The organism is Streptomyces sp. NPDC093260, from assembly GCF_040683715.1.
GTDB classification, from domain to species: domain Bacteria; phylum Actinomycetota; class Actinomycetes; order Streptomycetales; family Streptomycetaceae; genus Streptomyces; species Streptomyces sennicomposti.
This window is the reverse complement of sequence record NZ_JBFBEK010000015.1, coordinates 1-24,059: the sequence shown is the minus strand read 5'-3', so window position 1 is coordinate 24,059 and position 24,059 is coordinate 1. Positions and strand designations below refer to the sequence as shown.

The following is a 24,059-nucleotide window of genomic DNA, read 5'->3' as shown; positions in this document are numbered from 1 at the left end:
CGAGCCGTCACCTCACGCCGTCCCCTCACTTCACACCGCTCCGCTCGCTCCTCGACGCCCCGGCCGCCCCACCGCGTACCCAGCCGGGGGCGCTCAAGCCCTGTGGATTCCGCCTCCGTCAAGTGACCCGCCTGCGCGGGCGGGGAGAGGGCCCGTCCGCGGGGAGGGAGGGAGGGACAGGCGGCGGGCGCCCGCCGGGCGTGGGACGCCCACGGCTGTCGGTCGGGGCCGTGCGGCCGGTATGCGGCAGGCGTCACCCGGTCGGCGCGGGCCGCCCGCGGTTCCCGGCGGGGGCTGCCCGTCGTCGACGTGGGCGATGGGCCGAGGGCCCGTCGACCACGGCTCCACCCCCGGTCGGTCGGCCGATCTCCCCCCGTCGCCGTGCCGTGTCGATGCGGACGCGCCGGGTACCCGCCGGGCACACGAGGCGTCCGGGAGGTGCGGGGCCGGCGGTTGCGCGACCGGTGGGCGCCGTTCCGGGGCAGGTCCGGCGATGGGAGAGGGAATGGCACGCAACGGAGGCGACGCGGCTCCCGCTCGGCAGGCGGAGCCTGCCGGCCTTCGTCTGGCGGCGGACGGGACGGGCGAGGCCTCCTGTCAGGGGGCGCCCCCGCGGGGACGGCAGCTGCCCCGCGACCGCAACCAGGCGATCCTGGAGGCGGCCAAACAGGTCGGCGCGCTCCTGAAGCGGAAGGGCCACGCCTTCGCGCTGGCCGGCAGTGTGGCCGCCTACGCGCACGGCGGCAGCGAGAACCTCCAGCACGACGCCGACTTCTGCGTGCGCCGCGAGGACGCCGAAGCGGTGGCGCGGACCCTGCGGGAGGGCGGTCTGACCGTCTACACCCCGCCGGAGGACTGGCTGATCAAGGCCAAGTGCTTCGACCAGGACATCGACATCATCTTCGAGCTGGCCCACCAGCCGGTGACCCGGGAGATGCTGGAGCGCGCCGAGGAACTGCCGGTGGACTCCGTGCGGATGCCCGTGCTGGCCCCCACCGATCTGCTGTGGGGTCTGATCGCGGCGTTCTCCGAACACCACTGCGACTTCGGGGCCGTGCTGCCGATCGCCCGCGCGCTGCGCGAGAAGGTCGACTGGGAGCGGGTGCGGGCGGCCTGCGGCGACGAGCCGATGCCCGCCGCGTTCTTCTTCCTCCTCGAACGCCTGAACGTCATCACCCCGCACGGGCGTCCGTGAGAGGCCCGAGCATCCGTAGGAGGAGCAGCGTCATGAACCACCACGGCCAGGAGCAGGCACCCGGCGCCCCGGCCGCCGGGAACGACGCGGGGACCAACCTGGAGTACCGCGTCGCCCATCTGAGGGAACGGATCGCCGGCGGCCCCCTGGGCGAGCTGGGGGTGCGGCTGGAGGTGCGCGGCGAGACGGTGCTGCTGACCGGGACGGTCCCCTCGGCGCGGTGCCGCGACGACATCTGCGGCCTCGTCGCCGGCGAGCTGACCGGGCACCAGGTCCACTGCGACATCGTCGTCGCCGACGCCACCAGCCCCGACCACGCGGAGGACCTCGCATGATCCGGATAGCAGCCGTCGGGGACATCCATATGGCGCCCGAGACCCGGGGCACGCTCCGGCCCGCCTTCGAGACCCTGCCCGAACTCGCCGACGTCCTGCTGCTGGCCGGGGACCTCACCCGGCACGGAACCCCCGAGGAGGCCCGGGTGGTGGCGGACGAGATACGGGACGTGGGCGTGCCGGTCGTGGCGGTGCTCGGCAACCACGACCACCACGACGACCGGCCCGAGGAGGTCACCGCGATCCTGGAGGACGCGGGCGCACAGGTGCTGGAGGGGCGCGGGACCGTCGTGCGGTGCGGCGACGCACGGGTCGGCGTGGCCGGTACGAAGGGGTTCGGCGGGGGCTTCATGGGACGCTGCGCGGGCGAGTTCGGCGAGCCGCTGATGAAGGAGTTCGTCCGGTACACCCGCCGCTGCGCCGACGGGCTGCGCACGGCGCTGGAGGAGCTGGACGGCCAGGGGTGTGACGCGCGGATCGCGCTGACCCACTACTCCCCCGTCCCCGAGACGCTGGCCGGCGAGCCGCTGGAGATCTATCCGTTCCTCGGCAGCTACCTGCTGGCCGAGGCGGTCGACACGGCGGGCGCGGACCTCGCCGTCCACGGCCACGCGCACTCCGGCACGGAGAACGGCATGACCAACGGCGGCGTACGGGTGCGGAACGTGGCACAGCCGGTCATCGGACGGGCCTTCCACATCTACCACCTGCACGAGCGGGAGCCGGTGCCCACGGGGGCGGGCGGCGAGCGGAACGGCTGACCGGGCGCCGCACCGGGCGCGCCCCGGCCACCGGGTGGGCCGGAAGTGACCGGTGCACGGCGGCGGGGCGCCACCGGCTCGGGCGGGGCCGCCTACCCTGGGGTCCGTGCACATCTGTTTCGTCTGCAGCGGGAACATCTGCCGGTCGCCGTCCGGGGCGCTGGTCCTCGCCGAGCGGCTGCGCCGAGCCGGTCTGGACGGGGCGGTGCGGGTCACCAGCGCCGGCATCGGGCCCTGGCACATCGGGGAGCCCATCGACGAGCGGGCCGGTGCGGCCCTGGCCCGGCACGGCTATCCGGTGGAGCACGTGGCCGTGCAGGTCGGCGCCGAGCATCTGGACGCCGACCTGTTCCTGGCGATGGACGCCGGCCACGAGAAGGCGCTGCGGCGTCTCGTGGCCGACCCGTCCAGGGTCCGGCTGCTGCGCTCCTTCGACCCGGCGGCCACCGGCGACCTGGACGTGCCCGACCCGTACTACGGCGGCCCGGAGGGGTTCGACGAGGTGCTGGCCATGGTCGAGGCCGCGATGCCCGGCCTGCTGGCCTGGGTGCGCGAGCGCCTGCCGTCATGACGGACGACCCCCGGGACGACGGCGGTGAGGCCGGGCCGGACGCGGACCGGGCCGGTACGCCCCGGTCCGCGGGCCGCCTGCCGGGCGGCGACGACACCGGGGCCCACCATGGCGGAAGCCATCCCGGCGGGAGGCACCCCGACATGTCCCACGACGACGCCCCCGGCGCCGCCGCCTCCCGGCTGACCGGCCGTGCGGCGGTCGCCGAGCGCCGGCTGTCCGCCGCCCTCGCCGAAGTGACGCTCGACGGCGGGCAGGTGGTGATGGTCAAGCGCGGCGACGCACCCGGCGCCGTGCGCGCGGAGGCGGCCGGGCTGGCCTGGCTCGCCGAGGCCGGCGCCGTACGCGTCCCCTCGGTGCGCGGCCACGACGCGCACCGCCTGGTGATCGACCGGGTCGCCGAGGGGCGGCCCGACGCACGGGCCGCGCTCCGGTTCGGCCGGGACCTTGCGGCGCTCCACGCGGCGGGGGCCCGGGCGTTCGGCACTCCGCCGCCCGGCGGCCCGCGGGAGGCGTACATCGGCCGCGCCCCCATGCGCAACGTGCCCGGTGACGACTGGCCCTCCTGGTACGCCGAGCACCGGGTGCTGCCCTATCTGCGACGGGCGGTGGACAAGGGCGTCCTGCGTCCGGCCGAGGCGGCGGTGATCGAGGGCGTGCTGGAGCGGCTGCCGGGCCTGGCGGGTCCCGCCGAGCCGCCCGCCCGGCTGCACGGCGACCTGTGGAACGGCAACGTGCTGTGGGGCGCGGACGGCCGGGTGTGGCTGATCGACCCCGCCGCGCACGGCGGCCACCGGGAGACCGACCTGGCGATGCTCCACCTGTTCGGCTGCCCGCGCCTGGACCGGGTGCTGGCCGGCTACCAGGAGGCGGCGCCGCTCGCCGACGGCTGGCGCGACCGAATCGGCCTGCACCAGCTCTTCCCCCTGCTGGTCCACACGGTGCTGTTCGGCCGCGGCTACGCCGAACGGGCGCTCACCGCGGCCCGCGGCGCGCCCGCGTGACGCGCGCCGCCCCACCGGTGCGGTACACGGCGGCGGGCGGCGCGGTCGCACGGCGGGGTGGCCGTCACCGCGCACACACGCCGAGTGGGTCCGCGCCCACCGGCGCCGGCGGCTCACAGGTGGGGGCGGTGGCCGCGTTCCTGGCGGGGGATGCGGTGGTGGCCCCTCCCAGCGCGCGGTCAGGCCCAGGAGCCTGCGGCGTGTCACCTCGGCAGGGGATGCCCTTCTTGCGCGGACGAAGCTCTCGCACGGGCCGGTCCGCGCGCCGGAGCGGAACGGACCGCCGACCCACTCCCCGGCCGCCGCGCCGGACGCCGTCAGGGACCGGGAGTGAACAAGTGACCAACGCCTGGGGCCGAGGTGCCCACCCCATGACCGTGGCCACCGGGCCGTCAGCCGGCCGTCGCCCCGCCGTGCGAAGAGGGTGGCTGCTGCGCACAACACCAGCGCGGTGGGGCCATGTTGTGTACCGGTTTGGTCAACGAGTGGCACTGGCGCCCCAGATATCGCCCGGGAAGGTGCCGCCCGTGGTAGGAAATACCGCGAAACAGGCATGCCGGCGTACCACCGGGTGCGCCACCGGTCATGCCGCGCCGGCCCTTCGGGGCCGCAGGGGGAAAGGTGTCACCGCAGTGAACCGCACACGCACAACCGCCGCCGTCCTGGCCGCAGTCGGGGCCGTCACCGCCGCTCAGCTGGGTCTCGCCGGGACCGCCTCCGCGTCGACCGCCGCACCGCGGAGTTCGGGCTGCCCGGTCAACATCGTCTACCCGTCCCGCTTCTACGTCGACCACAACGGCTGGGTGACCAACGGGGGTCTGTACTTCGGCATCAAGAGCAAGACGAGCAAGAGCTTCCGGAAGGTCACCTTCACGGTCACCAACTCGAAGAACATCCGCTTCGGCACGGCGAAGGCGACCGGCGGCGGGATCAGCCACCGCACCTCCACGACCGTCTCCGTCTCCACCTCCACCTTCAGGGGCAAGGCGAGTCTCGGCTTCCGGGTCCGCACCCACCTGCTCAACACCCGCAGCTACCAGCTGAAGCTCACGCTGCACGGCTCCGGCTGGAGCTGCGCGGTCAACCAGGGCACGTGGGGCGCGTGACCGCAGGGCCGCACCTTCGCTCCTGACCGCCGCAGCGCGCGGCGCCGGCGCCCCGGCCCTCCCGGCCGGGGCGCCGGCGCGTCCGCGACCTCCCCCGCCGCCGCGCCCCCGTGCGCGCGCTCCGGCGCGCGTGGGCATCATGATCGGCTTGCGGGGTATCGCACGGTGAGCGGGGTACGCTGCGGGTGCCGGAGACTGAGGGCGACGTCACCCTTGCAGGAGACTGGGAGAAGGGTGGTGCGAACGGATGGACTGGCGTGAGTTCGCCGAACAGATGGCGCAGCTCGCCCGGCGTCTGCTGGCCCAGGACTCGCCCCAGGCGACCCTCGAGGAGATCGTCTCGGCGGCGGTCGAGCTGATCGACGGCTGCGAGGCCGCCGGCATCCTCGCCGTGCGCAAGGGCCGGGCGGTGAGCCTGGCGGTGAGCGGGGACATGGTCGAGGAGTCCGACCGGTTGCAGGGCGAGCTCGGCGAGGGTCCGTGCTTCGACGCCGCCCGCCGGGTGGACGACGACCGGATGTTCCGCATCAGCGACATGACCAAACCCCAGCCCGCCTGGCCGCGGTACGCGCCGGCCGCCCGCGACCTGGGGATCGGCAGCATGATGGGCTTCCTGCTGTACACCGAGGACCAGGACTTCGGCGCGCTGGACTGCTACTCCACCCGGCCCGGCGCGTTCACCCCCGAGAGCGAGACGGCCGGCTGGCTGCTGGCCTCGCACGCCGCGGTGGCGGTGGCCAGCGCCCGCACCGTCGACCAGCTCGAACACGCCCTGGAGACCCGGCACGCCATCGGCGAGGCCATGGGCATACTGCGTGAACGGCACCGGCTGAGCGAGGACGACGCGTTCGCGGTGCTGCGCCGCATCTCCCAGCACCACAATGTCAAGCTCCGCGACGTCGCCCAGAACATCCGCGAGAAGCGGCCCGAGAAGCCCTGACGGACGGCCCGCCGGATGTCCGCCGCCGTGCCGGGTGCGCCGCCGGGACATCGGGGCGCGTTCTTGCCGTGTCGTGCTCGTGTCGGCGCGGGGACGAGGCGGGGCCGACGACGAGCGAGGAAGCGGACGCGACGGCGGCGCGGCCGCCACCACGGGCAGTCACACGGCGCGGTCAAGGCGTTCGCGCTCGGCGACCGGCCGCCAGAGGAGGTGATGAACGGCCACGACCGGCCGCTGATCGATCTCGCCCCGGGGCAGTTCTCGAGCTGTTGCTCTCTGCGGCCGGACCCGGCGACCGGGGTGGGCCGGGCGGCCGGGCCGGGCATCCGCTGCCGCTGCCTCGTCACCCGGACGGCCGAACCGAGGTCTGCGACCCGCCCGGCGGCGCCGTCCTCGGGGCGGACGACACCGCCCGCCATCCGGTGGGCGGGCCGCGGCTGGAGCCGGGCGCGATCCCGGTCTGTACACCGACGGGCTCGTGGAGCGGCCCGGGTGGACATCGACGAGGGCATCACCGCCCTGCGCAGGGCGCCGGCGCAGGTGGGCGCGGAGGCCGCGCGGTGTGCCGGACCGTCGCCGGCCCGCGTCGCCGCCGACCGGCTGACCGCGACGGCCCGGCACACCGCGGACCGGCCCGCCGGCATCGCGCTCCTGTAGGCCCTGCGCCGCCCGGGCCCGCACGACGGCACCGGCGACGGGTGAGGTGGGCACGACTCACGCGGGTCCGGAGGTGAGCGGGACTCGCTCGGGTCCGGCCAACATCCCGTCAAGAGGCTGTGACGCCCCTCGCCTCATCAGGCCCGGCAGTGTAGACATGGCATCATGGTCCGACTTCCGGGTCGAACCGGCCCCCGGCCGTCCCGCCCGCCCACCGGCCGGCGCCTGGAGCACGCTCCCGGCCCGGCCCGGCGGGCGCGTGAACGCGCCGAGCGCGGCCGGTCCGAGGCCGGCCGGTCCACGCGGTTCAGATCCGCGCTGCGCGGGCGCAGCGTCGCCGGACAGGTGTTCGTGCTCCAGGTCGTCATCGTGCTGCTGCTCGTGGTGGCGGCGGTGGTGGCGCTGGTGCTCCAGGTGCGGCACGACACCACCGCCGAGGCCCGCAACCGCTCACTCGCGGTCGCCGAGACGTTCGCCAACGCGCCGGGCACCCGCGAGGCCCTCGCCGCCCCGGACCCGACGACGATCCTCCAGCCGCGGGCCGAGGCCGCCCGCGAGGCGGCCCACGTCGACTTCATCGTCGTGATGAACACCGACGGCGTCCGCTACACGCACCCGGTGCCGGACCGCATCGGCAAGAAGTTCGTCGGCGACATCGGGCCCGCGGTGCGCGGCGGCACGGTCGTCGAGGAGGTCAACGGCACGATAGGGCGGCTGGTGCAGGCGGTGGTGCCCGTCCAGGCGCCCGGCGGCAAGGTGGAGGGGCTGGTCGCGGCCGGTATCACCACCCACAACGTGGGCGGCCTCGCCGACCGGCAGCTGCCCGTCGTGCTGGGGGCGGCCGGGGTGGGTCTCGTCCTGGCCACGGCGGGGACGGCGCTGGTCAGCCGGCGGCTGCTGCGGCAGACCCACGGCCTGGGGCCGGGCGAGATGACCCGGATGTACGAGCACCACGACGCGGTGCTGCACTCGGTCCGGGAGGGCGTGATCATCATCGGTGAGGAGGGCCGGCTGCTGCTCGCCAACGACGAGGCGCACCGTCTGCTCGATCTGCCGGCGGACGCCGAGGGCCGCGACGTGCGCGATCTCGGCCTCGATGCGGCCACCGCCGATCTGCTGGCCTCCGGAGTGACGGTCACCGACGAGCTGCACCCGGTGGGCGAACGGCTGCTGGCGGTCAACCAGCGCCCCACCGACCTGGACGGCGGTCCCTCGGGCAGCGTGGCCACCCTGCGCGACTCCACGGAGCTGCGCGCCCTGGCCGGCCGCGCCGAGCTGGCCCGGGAGCGCCTGAGCCTGCTCTACGACGCCGGGGTGGGCGTCGGCACCACCCTGGACGTGACCCGGACCGCCCAGGAGCTGGCCGAGGTGGCCGTGCCCCGGTTCGCCGACTTCGTCACCGTGGACCTGTACGACGCGGTGCTGCGCGGCGAGGACCCGGAGCCGGGCGCGGCCCTGCGCCGCACGGCCGTCGGCGGGATCAGGGACGACGCCCCTCTGTACCCGGTGGGCCGGCAGTTCCGGTTCGTCGACACCTCTCCGCAGGCCGTCGCTCTGCGCACCCGCAGAGCGGTCCTCGAGCCGCGTCTGGAGACGGCGACGGGCTGGCTGGCGCAGGACCCCGAGCGCACCGCGCGGATCGTGGCGTACGGCATCCACACGCTGATCACGGTGCCGGTGCGGGCCGGGACGGTGGTGCTGGGGCTGGTCGACTTCTGGCGCTCCGAGAGGCCCGAGCCGTTCGACACCGAGGAGCTGGCGCTGGCCGAGGAGCTGGTGGCGCGGGCCGCGGTCTCCATCGACAACGCCCGCCGCTACACCCGCGAGCACGGCATGGCGGTCACGTTGCAGCGCAGTCTGCTGCCGCGCCGGCTGCCCGAGCAGAGCGCGCTGGACATCGCCTACCGGTATCTGCCGGCGCAGTCGGGCGTGGGCGGCGACTGGTTCGACGTGCTGCCGCTGTCCGGGGCGCGCGTGGCGCTGGTGGTCGGCGACGTGGTGGGCCACGGGCTGCACGCGGCGGCCACGATGGGCCGGCTGCGGACCGCGGTGCACAACTTCTCCGCCCTGGACCTGGCGCCGGACGAGCTGCTGGGGCTGCTGGACGAGCTGGTCGGCCGGATCGACCAGGACGAGCCGGGAGACGGGCCGGGTGCGCCGGTGATCGGGGCGACCTGTCTGTACGCGGTCTACGATCCGGTCTCCCGGCGGTGCGCCGTCGCCCGGGCCGGTCATCCGCCGCCCGCCGTGATCGCGCCCGGCGGCGATGTGACGTTCGCGGAGGTGCCCGCCGGGCCGCCACTGGGCCTCGGCGGTCTGCCGTTCGAGACGGCCGAGCTGGAGCTGCCCGAGGGCAGCCGGCTCGTCCTGTACACGGACGGGCTGGTGGAGGACCGGCAGCGGGACATCGACACCGGTCTGGCGGAGCTGCGCGCGGCGCTGGCCTCGGCCGGTCCCTCGCCCGAGGAGACGTGCCGTGCGGTGCTGGACGCCCGGCAGCCGTTCCGGCCGGTGGACGACGTGGCGCTGCTGGTCGCCCGCACCCGGGCGCTGGCCGCCGACCGGATCGCCGAGTGGGAGGTGCCGTCGGACCCGGCGGCCGTGGGCGAGGTGCGCGCCGCGGTGACCGCGCAGCTGGCGCGGTGGGGGCTGGACGAGCTGGCGTTCACCACGGAGCTGATCCTCAGCGAGCTGGTCACCAACGCGATCCGCTACGGCGCGGCGCCGATCCGGGTGCGGATGCTGCGCGACCGCGTCCTCATCTGCGAGGTGTTCGACAGCGGCAGCACCTCGCCGCATCTGCGGTACGCGGCGGCCACCGACGAGGGCGGCCGGGGCCTGTTCCTGGTGGCGCAGCTCGCCGAGCGGTGGGGTACGCGCTACACGGCGACGGGAAAGGTCATCTGGGCCGAGCAGCCGCTGCCCTGACCCGGCCGGGCCGCTCCCCCGCGGCCCTTCCGTACGTTTCTACGAATTCGGCGTTCGACCGGTGACCACACGTTCGACTTTCTGGTAGGAAACCTTCCTATCAGTTGGTCGCATATCCGCAGGCGCGGCCAACTACCCTCCCCCCACTCGCCCTTGGAGTCCCCATGGTGCATCCGAACTTCCGTGCGGCTGCCGTGCCCGGCATCCCCCGCCGTACCGTCCTCGCCCTCCTCGGCGCCGCCGTGGCCGCCGTCCCGCTGCTCGACGCCGCGGGCGCGGCGGCGGCCCCGGCCGCCGGGCCGGGCCTGGACGACCCGGCCAAGAAGGAGATCGCCATGCAGTTGGTGTCGAGCGCGGAGAACTCCTCGCTCGACTGGAAGGCGCAGTACAAGTACATCGAGGACATCGGCGACGGCCGCGGCTACACCGCCGGCATCATCGGCTTCTGCTCCGGCACCGGCGACATGCTCGACCTGGTCCAGCTCTACACCGACCGCAAGAGCGGCAACGTGCTCGCCAAGTACCTCCCGGCGCTGCGCCGGGTCGACGGCACCGACTCGCACGCCGGGCTGGACCCCGACTTCCCCAGGGACTGGCGCACGGCCGCCAAGGACACCGTGTTCCAGCAGGCCCAGAACGACGAACGCGACCGCGTCTACTTCGGCCCGGCCGTCGCCCAGGGCAAGGCGGACGGGCTGCGCGCGCTCGGCCAGTTCGCCTACTACGACGCCATCGTGATGCACGGCGACGGCGACGACGCCACCAGCTTCCGCAGCATCCGCAAGCGCGCGCTGCGCACCGCGAAGCCGCCGGCCCAGGGCGGCGACGAGGCGGCGTACCTGAACGCCTTCCTCGACGCGCGGGTGTGGGCGATGAAGCAGGAGGAGGCCCACAGCGACACCAGCCGGGTCGACACCGAGCAGCGGGTCTTCCTGCGCAACGGCAACCTCGACCTCAACCCGCCGCTGGACTGGAAGGTGTACGGCGACCCGTACCACATCGGCTGATCGCCGCCGCGGACCGCGCGCCCGGGTCAGCCGAGCGCGCGGTCCAGGTTGTACGCGGCGCTGATCAGCGACAGGTGCGTGAACGCCTGCGGGAAGTTGCCCTGCTGCTCGCCGGTGCGCCCGATCTCCTCGGCGTACAGGCCGAGATGGTTGCCGTAGGTGAGCATCTTCTCGAAGGCGAGACGGGCCTCGTCCAGGCGGCCGGCCCGGGTGAGGGCCTCCACGTACCAGAACGAGCAGATGGAGAACGTGCCCTCGTCGCCGCGCAGTCCGTCGGGACTGCTCGTCGGGTCGTAGCGGTAGACGAGGGAGTCGGAGACCAGGTCGTCGGTGAGCGCGTCCAGGGTGGCCAGCCACTTGGGGTCGGTGGGGGCGATGAACTTGGCCAGCGGCATCATCAGCACGGCCGCGTCCAGCACGTCGCCGCCCTCGTACTGGACGAACGCCCGCCGCTCGGCCGACCAGCCGCGGTCCATGACCCGGCGGTAGATCGCGTCCCGGCTCTGCCGCCAGCGCGGCAGGTCGGCGGGCAGACCGCGGCGGTTGGCCAGCCGGATGGCGCGCTCCACGGCGACCCAGCACATCAGCCGCGAGTACAGGAAGTTCCTGCGGCCGCCGCGGGTCTCCCACACGCCCTCGTCGGGCTGGTCCCAGTTGTCGCACACCCAGTCGACCAGGGCGCACACGTCGTCCCACTGGGCGCTGGAGATCGGCTCGGCCCATTTGTCGTAGAGGTAGATGGAGTCGATCAGCGCGCCGTAGATGTCCAGCTGGAGCTGGTCGGCGGCGGCGTTGCCGACCCGCACCGGGGCGGAGCCGCGGTGCCCGGTGAGGTGGCCGAGTTCGCGCTCGGGCAGCTCGGTGCGGCCGTCGATGCCGTACATGACCTGCAACGGGCCGGTGGCCCTGCCGTCGCCGGGGCTGATGTGCAGGGTCAAAAAGCGCATGAAGGCGGCCGCCTCGCCCGTGAAGCCGAGCCGCAGCAGCGCGTAGACGGCGAACGCGGCGTCGCGCACCCACACGTAGCGGTAGTCCCAGTTGCGCTCGCCGCCGAGGCGTTCGGGCAGGCTCGTGGTGGGCGCGGCGACGATGGCGCCGGTCGGGGCGTAGGTGAGGAGCTTCAGGGTGAGCGCGGAGCGGTGCACCATCTCGCGCCAGCGACCCCGGTAGCGGGACTGCGCGAGCCAGCGCCGCCAGTAGGCCACGGTGGCCGCGAACTGCTCGTCGGCCTCGGTGCAGGCGCAGCGGCGCGGGGCCACCTCGCCGCCGACCTGGTCGAGGGCGAAGACGGCCGACTCGCCCTCGGCGAGCTTGAACTCCGCCGTCACGTCAGGGCCGTCCGCCTCCAGCTGCACGGTCGCGGTGAGGGCGAGGGACAGCGACGCCGACTCGAACAGGATCAGCCGGCCCTCGGCGCGCACCGTGTGCGGGTCGGCGCCGTAGTTGAAACGGGGCGCGATCCTGGCGCGGAACGGCAGGGTGCCGCGTACGCACACCACCCGCCGGATCAGCCGGTGCCGTTCGGCCTCCCCCGCCCCGGCGTCGGTCACCGGCATGAAGTCCTGCACCTCGCCGACGCCGTCCTCGGTGAAGAACCGGGTGATCAGCACGTTGGTGTCGGGGAAGTAGAACTGCTTGGTGCGGGCCGCCTGGGCCGCGGCCAGTTCGAAGCGGCCGCCGCGCTCGGCGTCGAGGACGGCGGCGAAGACGCTGGGGGCGTCGAAGGCGGGCGGGCAGTACCAGTCGATGGTGCCGTCGGTGCCGACGAGGGCGACGGTGCGCAGATCGCCGATCAGGCCGTGGTCGGCGATGGGCACGCAGTCGGCGACGGGCTGCGGGCTGGCGGTGTCGGCCATGGCGGCGGCCTCCCTGATCGGGGCGCGCGGGTGGCGCGCGGTGCGTCCCGCCGCCCGGCCTTCCGGGTCCTTCCAGCTTAGGAGCACATCGGGGCGGGGGCGGGGTCCGGCGGTTTTCCCGGGCCGCGGTCAGGTACCCCTACTGGCACAGCGGGCCGGGACCTGCCCGGCCCGGCACGCGGGGCCCTTCCGGATGCAGGGTGCGGCGCGGCGGGCAATGGTGGGAGAAGGTCCCGGTCCCGCAGCACGGGCGCGCAGTCCGCACCCGGTCGGGGACCCGGCCGGACCCGAGGAGGACACATGTCGACGTCGCAACCCGAAGCATCCCGTTCGTCCGGGAACGCCTGCACGCCGGACGAGCTGCTGCACGCCCGTACCGGCACCGAAGTGACGGCGGAGGACGTGGTGCTGGCCGCCGGCCGGGACATCACGCCGCGCAACCTGGAGTGGGCCAAGCGCAAGATCGAGGCGGAGGGCCCGGCCGCGCTGGACAAGCTGCTGCCCTGACCGGCGGCGGACCCGACGCGGCCCGCCGTCACGGAGGGACCGGAACCCGGCGCGGGTCCCGGTCCCTCCGGCGTGCGGCCCCGGTGGGCGCCCTCGTCAGACGTCGTCCGGCGTGCGGCCTCGGTAGGCGTCGTCGGGCAGCGCGGCGTCGTCCTCGACGACGTGCACGGCGGCCTCCTCCGCGCTCGCGGCCCCCGCGTCGATGCCCTTGTCGGCGGCGATCTCGTCCTTGGTGGTGTCGGGGTGCGCGCCCTCGTCCGGCGCCACCAGCCGCCCGGCGCGGTCCGTGCCCGCCTCGGGGTCGACGGGCTCACCCTCGCCGCCGGGCAGGTCGCCCACGCCGTCGCCCTCCGGCTCGCGCACGTCGGGGCGCTCCTGGGCCAGGCGCTGGTCGAGGGTCTCGCCCTCGTGCTGTTCGGCCGCCGTGGTGCCGTACTTGTCGACGCCGAGCGGCTTCTCGGGCGGGGAGTACCCCTCGTCGAGGGTGTCGTCGTAGGTCCGCTCGTCCACCGCGTCCTGCATGTCCAGCGGCGCGGCGTCCTCCTGCTCCTCGTTGCTCCCGGTGGGCTGGTAGGCGTCGTCGGCCATGGGATCGGTGCTCACGGGTCCTCCCTCGCGGCGGTCGGTGTCTCGTCGTGCCGTGATCCGCGTTTCCCGCCGGGGCCCGTCCAATCACTTCGCCGCCGAATCGGGGGTACACCAGGTCAGGACTGCCATGGGCTCCCCTGGGCTCCCCCGCCGGACACCGGGCCGGGCCGCGGCCCGCCGGTTCACCCGCCGGGGGTGGTCACGGGGGCGCACGGCGGTCGTTGTCCCAAGCAGGTCCCCCGGACGTTCGTGGACGGTCCACGGGCGCGGAGCGCAGGCGCAGGAGGCGCGGATGGTCCCAGTCCTCGCGGGCTCGTGGTGCGGCGGCTCCCGTCGCGCGGTCGCGGCGGGGCCGCCTCGGCCGCCCTTCCCCACGCCCCGGCCGCCGTGGGCGCCGTGAGCCGCCGGGACGCCGCCGGGCGCGCGGCTCTCGTGGGATGCGGCGCCTGGGCCGCGTTCGCCGTCGTCGGCGTGGTCGCCGCCGGGGGCGACGGCGCGCCTCTGCCGGTCGACCGGGGCCTGCTGTCCTGGTCCCTCGGCCACCGGCCCGAGGTGGCGCTCGCCGTGGCCCGGGGCCTGACCGCGACGGGGACGGGCGCGGTGCCGTACGTACTCGTCGTGCTGGCCGGGGTGCTCCTCGGGCGTACGCCGCGCCTGCGGGCGGTCGCGGCGGGACTCGGGGTCGTGTGCCTCGCCGCGGGCCAGATGGTGCGCTACGGCCTGATGGAGCTGGCCGCCCGGCCGCGCCCGCCGCGGCTGGACTGGGCGACGGCCGCCTCCGGCTGGTCGTTCCCGTCCGGGCACACCAGCACGTCCGCGCTCACCGCCGGTCTGCTGATCGCCGCCACGCTGCTGCGCGGCCCGCGCGGCCGGACCGCGTTGTGCGTGGTCGCGGGCTGCTGGGGCGTGCTGGTGGGGCTGACCCGGGTGTACCTCGGGGTGCACTGGTTCACCGACGTGATCGGCGGCTGGCTGTACGCCGCGGGGTGGCTGGCGGTGTGTCTGTACGCGGCGGTGCGGTGGCTGCCTCCGGACGTCCTGGACGGGCTGTCGGGGAAGGAGGTGGCCGCCGGCAAGCCGCCGGGCGGTGCGGAGCGGTCGTACTCCGCACGGCGCGCACGCCCGCCGGCCTGACGCCCGCCCGTCGGCACGACGTGTGCCGGGGCGGTCCGACGCGAGGACCGGGGCGTGTCGGGAGAGTCCCGTCGTCCGCCCGAAGGGCGGGGCCCGCGGCGTCCGGTGCGGTGCGTCGCAAGGCGGAGGGTCGTCAGCGCACTGGGCGGACGCGGACGGCCCCGACAACGCGGCCAGGCGCTGCGCCGGGCGCCGCGGGCCGATCGGGACTTTCGCGACACGCCCCGCGCCTGGTCAGAGCGCCCGGCGACGGATCAGCGCCCCGAGGACCAGCAGGCCGGGGACGAGGGGCAGCCAGACCGTCAGGAGGCGGTAGCCGAGGACGGTGGAGGCGGCCCCGGAGCCCGGCGCCCCGGCGGTGGTGAGGGCGAAGGCCAGCGCGGCGTCCAGCGAGCCGAGACCGCCCGGGGTGGGCAGCAGGGCGGCGGCGCTGCTCGCGGCGAGGTAGAGCAGGGCCACCCGGGGCGCCTCGATCGGCAGCCGGACGGCCTGCGCGACGGCGACCACCACCAGGCAGTGCGCCGCCGCGAAGGCGAGCGATCCGCCCCACAGGGCGGCGGCCCGGTGCGGCCGGGAGTGCACGGCCCGCACGTCCGCCAGCACCGTGCCGAACACGCGCCCGCAGCGGGACCGCAGCGGGCCGCGCAGCAGCACGGTCAGTGCCATGACGGCGGCCAGGCCCCCGGCCACGGCCGTCACGGGCACATGCGGGACGCGCAGGACGCCGGGGCAGACGACGGCGAGCACCGCGATCAGGACGGCGCGGGCGAGCACCCCGGCCGCGGCCTTGACCGCGAGGGCGCTCGCCGAACGGCAGGCGGGCAGCCCGCAGCGCATCAGGAAGCGCAGATTGACCGCGCCGGCCCCGAGCCCCGCGGGCAGGACGTGGTTGGCGGCGGAGGCGGCGAACTGTGCGGCCAGCAGCCGCCCGCCGGGCAGCCGCTCGGCGACCGCGCCCTGCTGGGCGAGGGCCGCGCAGCACCAGGTGGCGACGGCCGCCGCAGCGCCCACCAGCAGCCAGCCCTGGTCGGCGACGGCGAGCCGGTCCACGCCGCTCGCCACCACGGGCCAGTGCCGGCCGCCGAGGTAGGCGGCGCACAGCAGCACGGCGAGCAGGGCGCCGGTGTGCCACCAGGCGCGGCGGCGGGTGACGGGGGCGGCGGCGACCGGCGGGGACGTGGTCATCGTCCGGCGCCCTTCCGCGCCGCCGGCGCGACGTACAGGCGCAGGTCGCCGAACGGGTGGACGGGCCAGGACCGGGCGTAGCCGGGTGGGGAGCCCTGGGCGGCGACGAGGGCGGCCACGGGCTGCCGCCGGGCGGTCTCCTCGATGGCCGCCCGGGTGGTGTTGGCGTTGTGCCCCTCGGTCGCGGCCGAGGCGCAGCCGGTGTAGAAGGCGATGGGGATGGCGTTGTCGCCGGTGAGCAGGCAGGGCGGGCGGACACCGAGGCGGTGCAGTTCGGCCGCGGTGCGGTCCCAGTCGCGGTGGGCGGCGGCGGTGCGGTCCACGGTGCGGGTCAGGACGGCGTACTGGACCGCGAGGTGCGTGGCGAGGCCGGCGGCGGCCAGCCCGGCGGCGACGGGGCGCCAGGCGCCGTCCGCTCTCCTGACGAGACGGGTCAGGGCGAGGGCCGCCGGGAGGGCGAGCAGGGCGTAGGCGGGCAGCAGGAAGCGGGGGGCCGCGTACCCGATGAGGAACAGGTAGGGGACGGCGGCCGTGGCCGCGCAGGCCGCGGCGACCCCGGCGGGCGAGGTGCGGCCGGCCCGCCGGGCGAGGACGACGCCGAGCACGGCGAGTGCCGGCAGGACGAACCACCAGGCGGTGATCAGCGGGTGGGGCAGCGCGCCGGCGCACGGACGGCACAGGGTCCGCCCGCCGAGGCTGCGCAACTGGTCGACCACGGCGAAGTGCGGGCCGAGGCGGCCCTGGATGGCGGAGGCGTCGGACAGCCGCCGCAGAAGGCCCCCGTAGGCGGCGTACGCCTCGATCACCCACTCGGCGGACCCGGCGACGAGTCCGGCGAGGAGGGCGGCCAGCGGCCGCCGGTTTCCCTGCGCCGAGGCGAGGGCGAGCAGCGGGAGGACGGCCCAGACGGCGTCCATGGGCCGTATCCAGGCCATCAGGGCCGCGCCGCCGAACAGTCCGTACAGGGCGGCGCGGTCGCGGTGGCCTCCGGCCGGGCGCCCTCCGCTGCGGGCGCGGGGACGGTCCCCGGTGCGGGAGCGGCCGTCCGCGGGGCCGTCGGCGCGGGCGCGCGGGAAGCAGCCGGCGCAGACGAGGGCGCCGATGGCCACCCAGTAGTTGGGCATGGCCTGCGGGCCGTAGAACACGGTCACCCACAGTGAGGCGAACAGGGTGCCGGCCAGGGCGAGGACCGGGGCGGGCAGGAGGGTGCGCCACACCCGCAGGGCGAGGTACAGGGCGAGGCCCGAGAGGACGGCGAGGTAGACGCGCAGCAGTGCGGTGGAGGACGACCAGGACGCGACGGGCGCCACCAGCAGGGAGACGCCGCGGGCGCGCGGGGCGCTGAAGAAGGCGGCCGGGGCGTGCGGGCTGACCTGGCTGACGTAGACGGACTCGTCCCAGCCGAGGCCCGTGCCGGGACGGACGAGGAGCAGTTGGGCCAGGGTGAAGGCGGCGGCCACCGCCGCGACGGGCAGGGCGTCGCGGCGGCCGGAGGCGCGGTCGGCGCCGGGCGCCGGTCCGGGGCGCCGGGTCCCGGCGAGTATGGCGTGCGTGCTGTCGGCCATCTCCACCCCTCCCCCTACGCACTGTAGGGTTTCTGACTCCCCACAGTCTGCGGGACGGACGCGGCAGCTGGGTGGAAGGTCGGGGAATCGTCGGAAAAGTATCTGCCAAAGGTCGGCGAACTCGGAAGGGACCAGCAGAAACGATGAAGCCGCGGAAAGCGGGGATTTCCGGGGCGAACCGGCCCGTGTCGCGGTGGTCCGCCGGCCGGGGCACCACCGGACCCCCGGAATCACTACGCGCTGTAAGGTTGAGGGCATGGCTGGTGGAGGGCCTCACGGCAGGACGGAACGGCGCAGCTCGGGCGAGCTGGAGAGCGAGGTCCTCGCGGCCCTGTGGTCGACGGAACGGCCCCTGACACCGGCCGAGATCCAGCTGGAGATCGGCGGCCTGGCGTACAACACCGTGCACACCATCCTCAAGCGGCTGTACGACAAGGGTTTGGTGCTGCGCGAGGTGGACGGCCGCCGGGGCGCGTACCGGCCGGCGAAGGACGCGGCCGAGCTGACCGCCCAGGCGATGCACGACGCCCTCGACCGCGGCCCCGACCCGATCGCCGTGCTGCGACGCTTCGTCACCGGCCTGAGCCCCGAGGAGGAACACGCCCTGCGGGAACTGCTGGCCCGGGGACCGGCGTAGCGGGCCGACCGGGGGCGGGCCGGTCCGGCCCGTTCCCCGCCCCCGGAGGCCCGTGGGCGGTTCAGCGGCGGTTCGGGCGGCGGTGCGGGGGCTGTTCGGGGGCCGGGCGGTGTTTCGGGGCGGGGACCGGGCGGGCCGCCGTGGGGGCGTCGGGGCTCAGCGGGAGCGCGTCGCCGTGGTGGCGCACCGTCAGCTCCGGTCCGGCCAGCAGCGTGTATGTCGCCGTCTGCTGGGTGATCTCCACCTTCAGCCGGCGGTCCCGGAACCGCAGCGAGAACGCCAGGCGGCTGAACTTCTCCGGCAGGCGCGGCGCGAACTCCAGCGCGTCGCCGGCCCGGCGAGTGCCGCCGAAGCCGGCCACCAGCGCCATCCAGGTACCCGCCAGCGAGGCGATGTGCAACCCGTCGCGGGTGTTGTGCTCCAGGTCCTCCAGGTCCATCAGGGCGGCCTCGGCCGCGTAGTCGTAGGCCAGGCGCAGATGGCCCGCCTGGGCGGCGATGACCGCCTGCACGCACGCCGACAGCGAGGAGTCCCGCACCGTCAGCGGCTCGTAGTAGGCGAAGTTGCGGGCGATGTGCTCCGCGTCGAACTCGGCGCCGCAGGTGTACATCGCCAGCACCAGGTCGGCCTGTTTGACCACCTGCTTGCGGTACAGGTCGAAGTAGGGGAAGTGCAGCATCAGCGGGTACTGGTCGGCGCGGGTGCCGGCGAAGTCCCAGCGCTGGTAGCGGGTGAAGCCCGCGTGCTGCTCGTGCACCCCCAGTTCGCTGTTGTACGGGATGTTCATCGCCTCGGCGGCGTCCCGCCAGGCGGCGCTCTCCTCGTCGTCGGCGCCGAGCCGTTCCGCCTCCTTCGGGTAGCGCTCGACCACGTCGGCCGCGGCCAGCAGGTTCGCCCGCGCCATCAGATTGGTGTACGTGTTGTCGTCGCAGATCGCGCTGTACTCGTCGGGGCCGGTGACGCCGTCGATGTGGAAGGTGCCGCGGTGGTCGTGGTGGCCCAGCGAGCGCCACAGCCGGGCCGTCTCCACCAGCAGTTCCATCCCGGTCTCGCGCTCGAACTCCTCGTCCCCGGTGGCCGCGACGTAGCGCACCACGGCGTGCGCGATGTCGGCGTTGACGTGGAAGGCGGCGGTGCCGGCCGGCCAGTACGCCGAGCCCTCCTGCCCCCCGATGGTCCGCCAGGGGAACGCGGCGCCGCGCAGCCCGAGCTGGGCCGCCCGCTCCCGGGCCGCGGGCAGCGTGTTCTGCCGCCAGCGCAGTGCCTCGGCCACGGCGTCCGGCGCGGTGTAGGTGAGCACCGGCAGCACGAACATCTCGGTGTCCCAGAAGGCGTGCCCGTCGTAGCCCGAGCCGGTCAGCCCCTTGGCGGGGATGGCCCGTTCCTCGGCGCGGGCGCCGGCCTGGAGCACATGGAAGAGCCCGAAGCGGACGGCCTGCTGGATCTGCTCGTCGCCGTCCACCTCCACGTCGGCGCACGCCCAGAAGTCGTCCAGGTACGCCTTCTGCTCCTTGACCAGTCCGGACCAGCCGCCGTGCGCGGCGGCGGCCAGGGCGGCGTCCACCTGGTCGCTCATGGCGGGCAGCGAGCGCGCCCCGGACCAGCCGTGCGCGACGATCTTCTCCACCCGCAGCGCCTGGCCCGGCTCCAGCACGGCGGCGACCGTCAGCCGGGCCAGGTCCGGGTGGCTCTCGCTGGTGGTCGTGGTCCGCTCGGGGCCGGAGACGACGTGGTCGGCGGCCACGGCCACCCGCAGTCCGCTGCGCCGGGTGCGGTGCACCAGCCGCAGCCGGTTGCCGGCGGCGAAGTCCTCCTCCGGCTCCAGCGGGGCCTCCAGCGCCAGCGCCGCTCGCGGGTCGCCGTCGGCGTCGGGGAGCTGCTCGTTGGCGACCAGTTCGGACTGGATGACCACGCGGGCCCGGCAGTCGACCGGCTCCACCTCGTAGGCGATCGCGCCGATGGAGCGCTGGGTGAGGGAGATCATGCGGGTGGCGCGCACCCGGATGCGGGTGCCGGCCGGCGAGCACCACTCGCAGGTCCGGGTCATCACGCCCCGGCGCAGGTCGAGGACGCGCTCGTGGGAGACGAGCCGACCGTAGCGCAGGTCGAAGGGCTCGTCGTCGACGAGCAGCCGCAGCACCTTGCCGTTGGTGATGTTGATGACCGTCTGGCCCGATTCGGGGTAGCCGTAGCCGGCCTCGGCGTAGGGCAGCGGGTGCATCTCGTAGACGCCGTTGAGGTAGGAGCCGGGCAGGCCGTGCGGCTCGCCCTCGTCCAGGTTGCCGCGCCAGCCGACGTGGCCGTTGGAGAGCGCGAAGACGGACTCGCTCTGGGCCAGCACGTCCAGGCTGAGCTCCGTCTCGCGGACGCTCCACGGCTCGACGGCGTAGGAACCGTGAGTGATCACGCGGCGCCTCCCGGTGCGGCGGTCAGGAGTTCGGCGAGGTCCTTGACGACGACGTCGGCGCCGTGCGCGTACAGCGCGTCGGTCTGCCCGACGCGGTCCACGCCGACGACGTAGCCGAAGTGGCCCGAGCGGCCCGCGTCCATGCCGGCCAGGGCGTCCTCGAAGACGGCGGCCTGCTTCGCCTCCACCCCGAGGTCGTGGGCGGCGGCGAGGAAGGTGTCCGGGTGCGGCTTGCCGGGCAGGCCGCGTTCGCGGGCGACCACGCCGTCGATCCGTACGTCGAACAGGTGCCCGGCGTCGATGGAGCGCAGTACGTCGAGGGTGTTGGCGCTGGAGGAGACGATCGCCGTCTTCAGCCCGGCCGCCCGGACCGCCTCGATGTAGCGCAGCGTGCCGTCGTAGGCCTCCACGCCCTCGGTGCGGATCTTCTCCAGGACGAGCTGGTTCTTGCGGTTGCCCAGGCCGTTGACCGTGGGCGCGTCCGGCGGGTCGTCTGGGCTGCCCTCGGGCAGTTCGATGCCGCGCGAGGCGAGGAAGGTGCGGACGCCGTCCGCGCGGGGCCGGCCGTCGACGTACTCGTCGTAGTCGGCGACCGAGTCGAAGGGGCGGTAGCCGGCGCCCTCCCGCTCGCGCAGGAACGCGTCGAACGTCTCCTTCCAGGCGGCCGCGTGCACCGCGGCCGTCTTGGTGACGACGCCGTCGAGGTCGAAGAGGCAGGCCAGGATTTCCGGGGGCAGACCGAGCTCTTTCATACAGGCACCCTTCCCCGCATCGCCGCGCTGACGAAGTGGCGCGCGCCACATCGACCGTGCCGCGCCCCGACATTCCGGCCAACGGGCGTCCGGGGCGCCCCGGACTCTGGTACGGCCGGGTGACACACTGGGCGCGTGCCGCTGACCTTCGCCGACCTCCTCGACCGCGCCCGTTCGCTGACCGGCGGGGGCCGCCGCGCGCTGCTGGGCATCGCGGGCGCCCCGGGCGCCGGGAAGTCCACGCTCGCCGAGCGGCTGGTGCGCGCGCTGAACGGCGCGGGCGAGCCGTGGGTCGCCCATGTGCCGATGGACGGCTTCCATCTGGCCGACGCCGAACTGGACCGCCTGGGCCGCCGGGACCGCAAGGGCGCGCCGGACACCTTCGACGCGGCGGGCTACGCGGCACTGCTGCGGCGGCTGCGCGAGGACTACGGCACGGCGGAGACGGTGTACGCGCCCGGTTTTGAGCGCGTCCTGGAGCAGCCCCTCGCCGGGGCCGTCCCGGTGCCACCGACGGCTCGGCTGGTGGTGACCGAGGGCAACTACCTGCTGCTGGACGAGGGCCCGTGGGCACGGGTGCGGGCCGAGCTGGACGAGGTGTGGTTCTGCGAGCCGGACGAGGCGGAGCGGGTGCGCCGTCTGGTCGCCCGGCACGAGGAGTTCGGCAAGGGCCGTGACGAGGCGGTCGCCTGGGTGCTGGGCACGGACCAGCGCAACGCGGACCTGGTGGCGTCGACCCGCGACCGCGCGGACCTGATCGTGCCGGACACCGCGGTGCCGCCCGCCCGTTGAACGCGGCCGGCACGGGCGCGCGCTGAACCACGACCGGCCGCGGACCGTACCGGTGGGCACGGCGGAGGGTCCGCCGGTACGACGCGTACGGCGGCGCGGCCCGGACGGCGGGCGCCGCGGGGCGGACGATGGCGAGCGAACAGCGAGCGGCCCGGACGGCGCCCGGGCCTCACGGCGCGGACGCGGCGGACACGGCTGAGGCGGCCGAGGCGGCGCCGCCCGGAGGGCCGTCCGGAGCGGCGATGGTCCGCGGAGGGCTTCGCGGGCCGGCGCGGACCGGCGCCGGGACGGCACGGCGCGACAGGGCGTGGTGGCGGCGGTGGCTCGTGCCGTGCGTCGCCGGGTTGCTGCTGGCGCAGATGGCCGTCGCGATGGTGACGGCGGCCAGGGAGCAGACCCCGACCATCGACGAGCCGGTGTACGTGGCCACGGCGGCGGTCTACCTGCGGGAGCACCGGCTCGCGTACAACCCCGAACACCCGCCGCTGGGCAAGCTGTTGATCGCGGCCGGGGTCGCCGTCGCCGGTCCGCGCCTGGACACCTCGTTCACCGGCGACCAAGGGGCGGTGGGGCGGCACCTGCTGTACGAGTCGGGCAACGATCCGTGGCGGCTGATGCTGTGGGCCCGGCTGCCGGTGATCGCGCTGACACTGCTGTTCGGGCTGGTGGTTCTCGCGTTCGCCCGTGACCTGGCCGGTCCGGCCGGCGGCCTGGTGGCCCTCGCCCTGTACGCCTTCTCCCCCGATCTGATCGCGCACGGCTCGCTGGCCACGCTGGACGTGCCCGCCGCGGGCTTCGTGCTGACCTCGGCGTGGCTGCTGTGGCGGGCGCGACGGCGGCCGGGACCGTGCGTCCCCCTGGCCGGGGCGGCGCTGGGGGCGGCGGTGGCCACGAAGATGAACGCGCTCCCGGCCGTGCCGGTGCTGCTGGCGCTCACCGCGGTCGCGGTGTGGCCCGCGCGGGGCGACCGGCCGCCGCGGGACGGACTCGGCCGCCGCGCCGCCAGGATCCGGGTCGCGGCCGCCGCCGGGTGGGCCGCCGTCGCGGCGGCGGCCATGGTGGCCGTCGTCTGGGCCTCCTACCTGGCGGTCGACCCACGGCTGCGCAGGCCGTACGCCGGCCCGGTGCCCGCCGTGCACGGGGTGCGCGCGGCACTGGTCGAGCTGATGCCGTTCCCGGGGGCGTACCGGGACGGGATGCGCGTCCAGTTCGGGCTGGAGGGACGGCCGTGGCAGGGCTTCCTGTTCGGGCACGTGTACACCGGGGCGCGCTGGTACTACCTGCCGGCCGCGCTGCTGGTGAAGACCCCCCTCGGGATGCTCGCGCTGTGGGCCGCGGGCGCCGCCGTCCTGCTGGCGGCGCGGCGGCTGCGGCGCGCGGCGCCCTACGTGCTCGCGCCGCCGGCGGTCCTGCTGGCGGCGGCCATGCACTCCTCGCGCGACTTCGGCACCCGGTACGCGCTGTTCCTGCCGATGTTCCTGGCCGTCGCCGCGGCGGCCGCCGTGACGGCGCGCCGCGCGCGGGGCGCCCTCGCGGCGGCCGGAGTGCTGACGGCCTTCGTCGCGATCAGCTCCGTCCGGACGTACCCGTTCTACCTGCCGTACGCCAACGAGGCGTTCGGCGGCCCGGCCCGCACCCGTCTGCTGCTGCACGACTCCAACGTGGACTGGGGCCAGGACCTGGGCCGGCTGGCCGGCCGGCTGCGCTCGCGGTACCCGGACGAGCGGGTGTGGCTGGTCTACAAGGGCAGCGGCGTGCCGTCGTTCTACGGCGTCCACGCCGCCGATCCGCGCGCGGCACCGCCCGCGGACGTGCACGGGCTGCTGGCCGTGTCGGACTCGGCCGCCGCCAAGGCGACGGGGCGGCTGGCCGAGCTGATCGCGTCGAGCCGCGCGGTGGACGAGGTCGGGCACTCGATCACGCTCTACCGGCGCTGACCGCGCCGACCGTCATGAGCGCGCTCGCGAGCACGCCGGGGAGCGGTCGCGCCGGGGACAGGGGCATCCAGGTGCTGTGGCCGGGAGGGTCCACCGGCTCGTGACTACCGCCAGGCCCCCCCACACCAACACCCACGACCCACGAAAAGCACAGGGGCCGGCGCCCCGAAACCCGCGGGTGCAGGCCCACGAACC

Annotated in this window: 20 protein-coding genes and 1 pseudogene; 15 read left to right on the top strand and 6 right to left on the bottom strand. The window is 75.3% G+C overall.

Annotated features, from left to right (window positions below; translation table 11 throughout):
• The first annotated feature begins 505 nt into the window (after positions 1-505).
• From AB0N63_RS20245 to AB0N63_RS20200, 10 genes and pseudogenes are all read left to right on the top strand, one after another.
• On the top strand, positions 506-1,195 hold the full coding sequence (locus AB0N63_RS20245; protein WP_365530373.1) for a nucleotidyltransferase family protein: 690 nt from the start codon (positions 506-508) through the stop codon (positions 1,193-1,195).
• Between the two features lie 32 nt (positions 1,196-1,227).
• Entirely contained in the window at positions 1,228-1,530 is a 303-nt protein-coding gene (locus AB0N63_RS20240; protein ID WP_365530372.1) for a BON domain-containing protein, read from the top strand.
• Entirely contained in the window at positions 1,527-2,291 is a 765-nt protein-coding gene (locus tag AB0N63_RS20235; RefSeq protein WP_365530371.1) for a metallophosphoesterase, read from the top strand. The genes AB0N63_RS20240 and AB0N63_RS20235 overlap by 4 nt, the downstream gene beginning before the upstream one ends.
• A gap of 106 nt (positions 2,292-2,397) precedes the next feature.
• Positions 2,398-2,862, top strand: a complete 465-nt coding sequence (locus AB0N63_RS20230) for a low molecular weight protein-tyrosine-phosphatase (RefSeq protein WP_365530370.1) — start codon at positions 2,398-2,400, stop codon at positions 2,860-2,862.
• A gap of 143 nt (positions 2,863-3,005) precedes the next feature.
• Entirely contained in the window at positions 3,006-3,866 is an 861-nt protein-coding gene (locus AB0N63_RS20225; RefSeq protein WP_365530506.1) for a fructosamine kinase family protein, read from the top strand.
• 632 nt (positions 3,867-4,498) lie between these two features.
• Positions 4,499-4,972 carry a hypothetical protein gene (locus AB0N63_RS20220; RefSeq protein ID WP_365530369.1) on the top strand — a complete coding sequence of 158 codons (474 nt, stop codon included), beginning with the start codon at positions 4,499-4,501 and terminating at the stop codon, positions 4,970-4,972.
• A gap of 247 nt (positions 4,973-5,219) precedes the next feature.
• Positions 5,220-5,912, top strand: coding sequence for a GAF and ANTAR domain-containing protein (locus tag AB0N63_RS20215; protein ID WP_365530368.1), 693 nt, complete (start codon positions 5,220-5,222; stop codon positions 5,910-5,912).
• 168 nt (positions 5,913-6,080) lie between these two features.
• Positions 6,081-6,569: pseudogene (locus AB0N63_RS20210) on the top strand (PP2C family protein-serine/threonine phosphatase); the annotation flags it as partial.
• Between the two features lie 165 nt (positions 6,570-6,734).
• Entirely contained in the window at positions 6,735-9,497 is a 2,763-nt protein-coding gene (locus tag AB0N63_RS20205) for a SpoIIE family protein phosphatase (protein WP_365530367.1), read from the top strand.
• Between the two features lie 164 nt (positions 9,498-9,661).
• Complete coding sequence (locus AB0N63_RS20200) at positions 9,662-10,504, top strand: chitosanase (protein WP_365530366.1); 843 nt, start codon at positions 9,662-9,664, stop codon at positions 10,502-10,504.
• Positions 10,505-10,530: 26 nt separating this feature from the next.
• Here the strand turns inward: AB0N63_RS20200 and AB0N63_RS20195 are convergent, their stop codons facing one another.
• Positions 10,531-12,360, bottom strand: a complete 1,830-nt coding sequence (locus AB0N63_RS20195; protein WP_365530365.1) for a glycoside hydrolase family 15 protein — start codon at positions 12,358-12,360, stop codon at positions 10,531-10,533.
• Between the two features lie 300 nt (positions 12,361-12,660).
• On the opposite strand from AB0N63_RS20195, the gene AB0N63_RS20190 reads away from it, so the two are divergent.
• The gene (locus AB0N63_RS20190) at positions 12,661-12,867 is read left to right on the top strand and encodes a hypothetical protein (RefSeq protein ID WP_365530364.1); all 207 of its coding nucleotides are present in this window, start codon (positions 12,661-12,663) and stop codon (positions 12,865-12,867) included.
• A gap of 96 nt (positions 12,868-12,963) precedes the next feature.
• On the opposite strand, the gene AB0N63_RS20185 is transcribed toward AB0N63_RS20190, so the two are convergent.
• Positions 12,964-13,470 carry a DUF5709 domain-containing protein gene (locus AB0N63_RS20185; protein ID WP_365530363.1) on the bottom strand — a complete coding sequence of 169 codons (507 nt, stop codon included), beginning with the start codon at positions 13,468-13,470 and terminating at the stop codon, positions 12,964-12,966.
• A gap of 381 nt (positions 13,471-13,851) precedes the next feature.
• On the opposite strand from AB0N63_RS20185, the gene AB0N63_RS20180 reads away from it, so the two are divergent.
• A complete protein-coding gene (locus AB0N63_RS20180) occupies positions 13,852-14,589 on the top strand; it encodes a phosphatase PAP2 family protein (protein ID WP_365530362.1) in 738 nt (245 codons plus the stop codon).
• Between the two features lie 234 nt (positions 14,590-14,823).
• On the opposite strand, the gene AB0N63_RS20175 is transcribed toward AB0N63_RS20180, so the two are convergent.
• Both AB0N63_RS20175 and AB0N63_RS20170 read right to left on the bottom strand, forming a co-directional pair.
• Positions 14,824-15,774, bottom strand: a complete 951-nt coding sequence (locus AB0N63_RS20175) for a lysylphosphatidylglycerol synthase domain-containing protein (protein WP_365530361.1) — start codon at positions 15,772-15,774, stop codon at positions 14,824-14,826.
• Positions 15,771-17,339, bottom strand: a complete 1,569-nt coding sequence (locus tag AB0N63_RS20170) for a hypothetical protein (protein WP_365530360.1) — start codon at positions 17,337-17,339, stop codon at positions 15,771-15,773. Before AB0N63_RS20170 ends, AB0N63_RS20175 begins: the two co-directional genes overlap by 4 nt.
• A 256-nt stretch (positions 17,340-17,595) precedes the next feature.
• Between AB0N63_RS20170 and AB0N63_RS20165 the strand changes: the two genes are divergently transcribed.
• Positions 17,596-17,976: a BlaI/MecI/CopY family transcriptional regulator gene (locus AB0N63_RS20165; protein WP_365530359.1), complete on the top strand. Its 381-nt coding sequence runs from the start codon at positions 17,596-17,598 to the stop codon at positions 17,974-17,976.
• A 61-nt stretch (positions 17,977-18,037) separates the two neighbouring features.
• On the opposite strand, the gene AB0N63_RS20160 is transcribed toward AB0N63_RS20165, so the two are convergent.
• Both AB0N63_RS20160 and AB0N63_RS20155 read right to left on the bottom strand, forming a co-directional pair.
• Positions 18,038-20,383 carry a glycosyl hydrolase family 65 protein gene (locus AB0N63_RS20160; protein ID WP_365530358.1) on the bottom strand — a complete coding sequence of 782 codons (2,346 nt, stop codon included), beginning with the start codon at positions 20,381-20,383 and terminating at the stop codon, positions 18,038-18,040.
• Positions 20,380-21,135 (bottom strand): beta-phosphoglucomutase family hydrolase, encoded by a 756-nt coding sequence (locus AB0N63_RS20155; RefSeq protein ID WP_365530357.1) that lies wholly within the window; start codon positions 21,133-21,135, stop codon positions 20,380-20,382. The genes AB0N63_RS20160 and AB0N63_RS20155 overlap by 4 nt, the downstream gene beginning before the upstream one ends.
• Positions 21,136-21,270: 135 nt before the next feature.
• Between AB0N63_RS20155 and AB0N63_RS20150 the strand changes: the two genes are divergently transcribed.
• Positions 21,271-21,927, top strand: a complete 657-nt coding sequence (locus tag AB0N63_RS20150; protein WP_365530356.1) for a nucleoside/nucleotide kinase family protein — start codon at positions 21,271-21,273, stop codon at positions 21,925-21,927.
• A 371-nt stretch (positions 21,928-22,298) separates the two neighbouring features.
• A complete protein-coding gene (locus AB0N63_RS20145) occupies positions 22,299-23,864 on the top strand; it encodes a phospholipid carrier-dependent glycosyltransferase (RefSeq protein ID WP_365530505.1) in 1,566 nt (521 codons plus the stop codon).
• Positions 23,865-24,059 lie beyond the last annotated feature (195 nt).